4 protein-coding genes are annotated in these 5,930 nt (G+C 74.4%); all 4 read right to left on the reverse strand.

The window, feature by feature from the left end:
• Nucleotides 1-106 precede the first annotated feature (106 nt).
• The gene (locus KUM38_RS35115; protein ID WP_217135678.1) at nt 107-1,006 is read right to left on the reverse strand and encodes a phosphoribosylaminoimidazolesuccinocarboxamide synthase; all 900 of its coding nucleotides are present in this window, start codon (nt 1,004-1,006) and stop codon (nt 107-109) included.
• A gap of 83 nt (nt 1,007-1,089) precedes the next feature.
• Nucleotides 1,090-2,613, reverse strand: coding sequence for a N,N-dimethylformamidase beta subunit family domain-containing protein (locus KUM38_RS35120; protein WP_217135680.1), 1,524 nt, complete (start codon nt 2,611-2,613; stop codon nt 1,090-1,092).
• A 235-nt stretch (nt 2,614-2,848) separates the two neighbouring features.
• Entirely contained in the window at nt 2,849-4,936 is a 2,088-nt protein-coding gene (locus KUM38_RS35125; protein WP_217135682.1) for a hypothetical protein, read from the reverse strand.
• 292 nt (nt 4,937-5,228) lie between these two features.
• On the reverse strand, nt 5,229-5,930 hold a 702-nt coding region (locus KUM38_RS35130), incomplete at its 5' end, for a phosphoribosylamine--glycine ligase (RefSeq protein ID WP_302181321.1).

The following is a 5,930-nucleotide window of genomic DNA, read 5'->3' on the forward strand; positions in this document are numbered from 1 at the left end:
CAGTTGGTAGAGCGCAACCTTGCCAAGGTTGAGGTCGCGAGTTCGAGCCTCGTCGTCCGCTCTGTGATCAAAGGCCCCGGTCATCGACCGGGGCCTTTTCGTGCGCTCAGTTCCAGGTGGCGCCGGTCAGACGCTCGTACGCCTCCACGTACTTGGTGCGGGTGGCGTCCACGATGTGCTCCGGCAGCGGCGGCGGGGGCTGCTCGCTCTTCCGGTCCCAGCCCGACTCGGCCGAGGTCAGCCAGTCCCGCACGAACTGCTTGTCGTACGACGGCTGCGCGCGGCCCGGCTCCCACTGCTCGGCCGGCCAGAAGCGGGAGGAGTCCGGGGTGAGCACCTCGTCCGCGATGACCAGGGTCTCGCCGTCGAAGCCGAACTCGAACTTGGTGTCCGCGAGGATGATCCCCCGGTCGCGGGCGATGTCCCGGGCGCGGGAGTACGCGGCGAGGGTCGCCTGGCGCAGCTGGGCGGCGGTCTCCGCGCCGACCTGGCGGGCGACCTCCTCGTAGGAGACGTTCTCGTCGTGCTCGCCGACGGCGGCCTTGGTGGCCGGGGTGAAGATCGGGGCGGGCAGCTCCGAGCCGTCCACCAGGCCCTCGGGGAGGGCGAGGCCGCAGACCGTGCGGGACGCGTCGTACTCGGCCAGGCCCGAGCCGGTGAGGTAGCCGCGGGCCACGCACTCCACCGGGACCATGTTCAGGGACTTGCAGACCAGGGTGCGGCCCGCCCAGTCGTCGGGGGCGCCGGCCGGCGGCTCGGTGCTCAGGACATGGTGGGGGAGCAGGTCGGCGAGCTGGTCGAACCACCACAGGGAGAGCTGGGTGAGGACCCGGCCCTTGTCGGGGATCTCGGTCGGCAGCACCCAGTCGTAGGCGGAGATGCGGTCGCTGGCGACCATCACGAGGTCGCCCGCCTCGCTCCGGTACAGCTCGCGCACCTTGCCGGTGTGCAGATGCACCAGACCCGGGACCTGGATCGGCTCGGGCTTTTCTACGAATCCGGACACGGTTCCTCCGCGTGGTTCTGTACAGGTACGTCGATTCTCCCGTATGCGCGGGCCGGTATCCGTACGGGGTGGCGGCGGAGGGGTCAGTCGCGTTTGCAGATGCGGTCCAGGAGGTTGGCGGTGGCGCGCTGGATGCGGGGGTCGGTGTGGCCCGGGCGGTCCAGGGCCGGTGACCAGGCGAAGGTGCCGGAGGCGAAGACCCAGGCGCCGGAGGGGGCCCGGTAGAGGGACGTCTCCTGGTGACGGCGGACGCCCCGGCGGTCGGTGTACGGGGAGTGGGCGAGCAGGACGCGCTCCTCGTGCGCGGGCAGCGGGGTGCGCGGGTAGTAGCGGTCGGCCTCGGCCGCGACCATGCCCTCGATGCCGTCGCCCTCGTGCGCGCCGGTCGCCTCCCACATCCAGTGGCCGGCGTTGCGGACGATCAGCGGATGCGGTTCCGGGACGGGGCCGGCGTACTGGATGCCGAGCAGCTGCTGCTCGGCGCGGTCGTGTTCCCGCCACAGCGTGGGTTTGCCCGGGCCCTGGCGCTTGCGGCAGGTCAGCAGGCGGTCGGGGCCGGACGGGGAGGGGGCGAGCTCCACCTGCCAGTACAGGGTGTTGGCGGAGAGGAAGACGAGGGACGTGCCGTGCTCGCGGGCGCGTTCCACGGCGGTCCGCATGGGCACCGACCAGTACTCGTCGTGGCCGGGGAAGATCAGGCCCCGGTAGCCGGTGGGGTCGATCCGGCCGGCGTGCAGGTCGCGGGCGTCGGCGTAGGCGAGGTCGTAGCCGTAGTGCTCGGCCCAGCGGATGACGTCGTAGGCGTGGCCGACGTGCAGCGGGAGGCCGGCGCCCGCGTACGGGCGGTCGAAGGAGACGGTGGTGGCGGCGTCGGCCTCGCCGAGCAGCCGGCCCTGCTCGTCCCAGGCGTGGTAGAGGCTCGCGCCGGTGCGGCCGTCCTCCGGGTAGAGGTTGTACGCCTGCCAGGTGACGTCGGGCAGGACCAGGAGGAGGTCGGCGGGACGGCTGTCGCGGACGGTGAACGGGATGTGCGAGCGGTAGCCGTCGGCGGTGGTGAGGACGGCGACGTACGCGCCGACGCTCCAGTACGACGGGACCGGTAACCGCCAGGAGAGCCACCAGTGGTGGCAGGAGACGGTGCGGTCGGCGGTGAGCGGCGCCGGCTGCACGATGCCGGAGAGCCGGGGACTGGAGGTGATCTTGGTGGCGCCGTGGCCGCCGTAGTGGCCGATGCGGTAGACGTCGACGTCGAACGGCTGGGGCGGGTCGACGGTGATGTGGAAGTCGATGGACTCGCCGGGGGCGACCGCGCCGGTGGAGGCGAAGCCCTTGATCTGGCGGTGCACGTCGTCGGCGGCTCGGGGGCCGACCGAGCCGGAGGAGCGGGGGGCGGGGATGGTGGGCCCGCCCTGCTTCGGGACGCGGGCGGCGGTCCGTTCCGGGGCCGCGTACGGCTCCGGGTCCACGTACCAGGGGACGACCTGGCCGCTGTCGCCGAAGTACGTCTCGCTGCCGCGCAGCCACGGGAGGGGGCCCTGCCCGAAGGGATCGTTCACGGCGTGCGCCAGTGCTCCCGACTCCCAGCGGCGGACCTGCTCCGAACCCATGATCGCTCCCCTCCCTCGTGCCCCCGTCGCGGTGCGGTGCGTGGTGCTGTTCGGCAGTCGCCTGGCGGATGATGCCTGCCGCCAGTTATGTGCTTGTCGTATGTCGCGCGCTCTTGCCCGTGAGCGCGAACGGTCCAAGCACATCACATTACGCACGCGCTCCGTCACCGTTCGTCTTGAATTGACCGAAAACGGAAGGGCGAGCTCCGGGGCGGGGCGGAGGCGGGTCGTCGGCTCAGACGAGCCGTACGGGCTTCTCGGGGCGTATGCCCTGCCGGGTCAGCCACAGCCGGAGGGCCGCGGGGTCGCCGTCCTCGATGAGGGTCAGGATCTGGGGGGACGGATCCGTGGTCCGTGCACCACCGAGGAGGAGGGTGGGCCCGTCGAGCCAGTCGAGTCCGGGGGTGGCGCCCGCGGTGTCCATCGCCGCGCAGCAGACCATCGCCGCGATGTGATCGGCGAGCAGCTCCCGGCCGGTGCGCGGGGGCTGGAGGGGGAAGAGGGGAAGCGCCTCGTCGTCCCGGAGGGGGAGGGGGTCCGGGGCGCCGTCCGTGCCGGCGCCGGAAACGGAGGACGCCACCGCCGCCGTCCCCTCCCGGGCCAGCTCAGCGCTGAGCCGGGCGGCGAGAGCGGCACTGCGGGGGGTGGCGGCGGCCAGGTCCTCGTCGTCGGGGGCCGGAGTCGAGGACGGGGCGGGGCCCGTGGACGGGGCGGGTTCAGCGGGCCGGGTGGAGGGCGTGGGCGGGGTGGGCCCAGCGGGTGAGCCGGGTGCCGTGGGCGGAGACGGTTCCGTGGACGGGGTGGCGGAGTCGCCGGACGAGCGGGGCTCGGACGAGGCACGGTCCGTGGGCGGGGCGGGTGCCGTGGACGAGCCCGGATCCGTCGGCGGGGCGGGTGCCGTGGGCGGGGCCGGCTCCGTGGACGAACCGCGGTCCGTGGGCGAGGCGGGCGCCGTGAGGAGGCCGGGAGCCGCGGGTCGGGCGGGCTCCGTGGACGGGGCGGCCTGCGCGGGCGCGTGGGCTTCCCCGTGAGTGGGCGGGGTGGCCAGGTGGGCCAGGACCCGGGAGAGGGTGGGGGCGTCGGAGGTGGGGGGTTCGCCGGGAGTGGGCGGGACGTGGAGGGCGTCCAGGACGCGGTGGAGGCGGGCGGCGTCGGTGCGCCACTTGCGGTCGACGACCTCCTCCGGATAGTCGCCCCAGTGGACCGGGGACCAGTCCGGACCGGTTTCCGCGGGCCCGCCGTGGAAGAGGCGGGCGGCGAGGAGCGAGGCGGCCTCGTCCACCGCGCCGGGCTCTTCCAGCAGGTCGCAGGCGGGACGCTCGCCGAGGCGGGAGGCGAAGCCCTCCGCCAGCCGGTCCCGGCGGGACAGCTCGGTCAGCGCCGCCACCACCCCGGCGTTGAGCCGCGAGGGCCAGCGGCCCATCCGCCAGGCCGGCAGTGCGACCCGGGTGAGCAGCCGGTCCCAGCCCGCGTACGCCAGGCCCACCTGCTCCTGGGCGACGATCCGCAGCCCGTAGTCCACGGTCTGCGCACGCTCGGCCGCCGCCGCGGCGACCCCGCGCTCCATCTCGGCGGCGTGTCCCCGGCAGCCGCGCAGCAGCAGGCGGGTGACCCGGCCGACGGCCGCGAGCACCCCGCGGACCACCGGCCCCCGGCGGGGTGCCGAGGTCACGGCCACCGCGGCGTCCAGCCCTCGCACGAAGCGCCGGGCGGCGGCTATGTCCGGGTGCGCCGACGGTCCCGTACCGGCGACGACCGGGGCGAGGACCGCGCGCAGCTCGCCCACGCGCATCCACCACAGGAACGGGGAGCCGATCACCAGCACGGGCGCGGCGGCGGACCCGACCCGGGCGGACCGCCCCGCACCGGCTATGTCGCCGTGCTCCTCGGCGGGCGGGGGACCGTGCGCCGGGTGGGTGCGGTCCTCCAGCCAGCTGTCGCAGTCCGGGGTGAGCGCTATCGCGGAGGGGGCGGGAACGTCGAGCCGGTCGGCGAGGTCGCGCACCATCCGGTACAGGTCCGGGGCCGCGCCCTCGGCGATCGGGACCGTGGGGCTCATGGCGGGCCGGGCCCGCGCGACGACCAGGGCGACACCGGCGGCGACGAGCAGGACCAGCACCGCGACCGGTGTGAGGAGCCGGCGGGCGAGGTCCCAGCCGCCGCCCGGCAGGTGACCGGTGGACCCGCCGACGAGCAGGATCACGGCGACGGCGGCCGGCAGCAGCGCGACGGCCAGCGCCCGGCTCCGGACGCGCAGCACGGCCAGCGCGTGCGACCTCGCGGTCTGCGCGCCCGCCTCCGCTCCCGTTCCGCTTCCGCTCATGACCCGACCTCACCCCCTCCCGGCGGTCCTGATGCTGTCCCGGCGTTGTCCACTCCCCCACTGTGGCACCCGTCACTGACATCGCAATGCCGATGGGCCAAGTGCCGGAACGCTTGCGCGGCACCATAGTTGGGGCCTCGGCCGCCGTCAGCCGGATGGCCCATCGCTCACTCGATGGAATGGCTTTGGGGAAAGGTGGATGACGGACGGCAAGGGTCAGGCCCCGGATCCTGAGACGGATCCGGGGCCTGCGGGGTTCATCTGCGCCGGGAAGGCGTCCGGCCCGTCCGGCTCACGCGTCCTGCGCCTCCCGCGCCGCCTTCGCCGCGATGTCCGTGCGGTGCTGGGAGCCGTCGAGGCCGATGCGGGACACCGCGCGGTAGGCGCGGTCACGGGCCTCGGTGAGGTCCTTGCCGGTCGCCGTGACGGACAGCACGCGCCCGCCCGCGCTGACGACCGCGTCGCCGTCCCGCTTCGTCCCCGCGTGCAGCACGTACGCGTGCGGGGCGTCCTGGGCGGCGACCTCGTCCAGGCCGGTGATCGGGTCGCCGGTGCGCGGGGTGCCGGGGTAGTTGTGCGAGGCGACGACCACGGTGACCGCGGCCTCGTCGCTCCAGCGCGTCGGTTCCAGGTGGGCGAGGTTGCCGGTGGCGGCGGCCATCAGCACGCCGCCCAGCGGGGTCTTCAGCCGGGCCAGGACCACCTGGGTCTCGGGGTCGCCGAAGCGGGCGTTGAACTCGATCACGCGGACACCGCGCGAGGTGATCGCCAGACCGGCGTAGAGCAGCCCGGAGAACGGGGTGCCACGGCGCCGCATCTCGTCCACGGTCGGCTGGAGGACCGTCTCCACGACCTCGTCGACCAGCTTGGGGTCGGCCCACGGCAGCGGGGAGTACGCCCCCATGCCGCCGGTGTTCGGGCCCTCGTCGCCGTCCAGCGCGCGCTTGAAGTCCTGGGCGGGCTGGAGCGGCACGACCGTCTCGCCGTCGGTGAT

This window comes from Streptomyces sp. AC558_RSS880 (assembly GCF_019049255.1).
Lineage (GTDB): Bacteria > Actinomycetota > Actinomycetes > Streptomycetales > Streptomycetaceae > Streptomyces.

Bases quoted from the DNA above. Each gene is read 5' to 3' on its own strand.
- KUM38_RS35120 (WP_217135680.1), bottom strand. From the start codon at position 2,613: ATGGGTTCGGAGCAGGTCCGCCGCTGGGAGTCGGGAGCACTGGCGCAC.
- KUM38_RS35125 (WP_217135682.1), bottom strand. From the start codon at position 4,936: ATGAGCGGAAGCGGAACGGGAGCGGAGGCGGGCGCGCAGACCGCGAGG.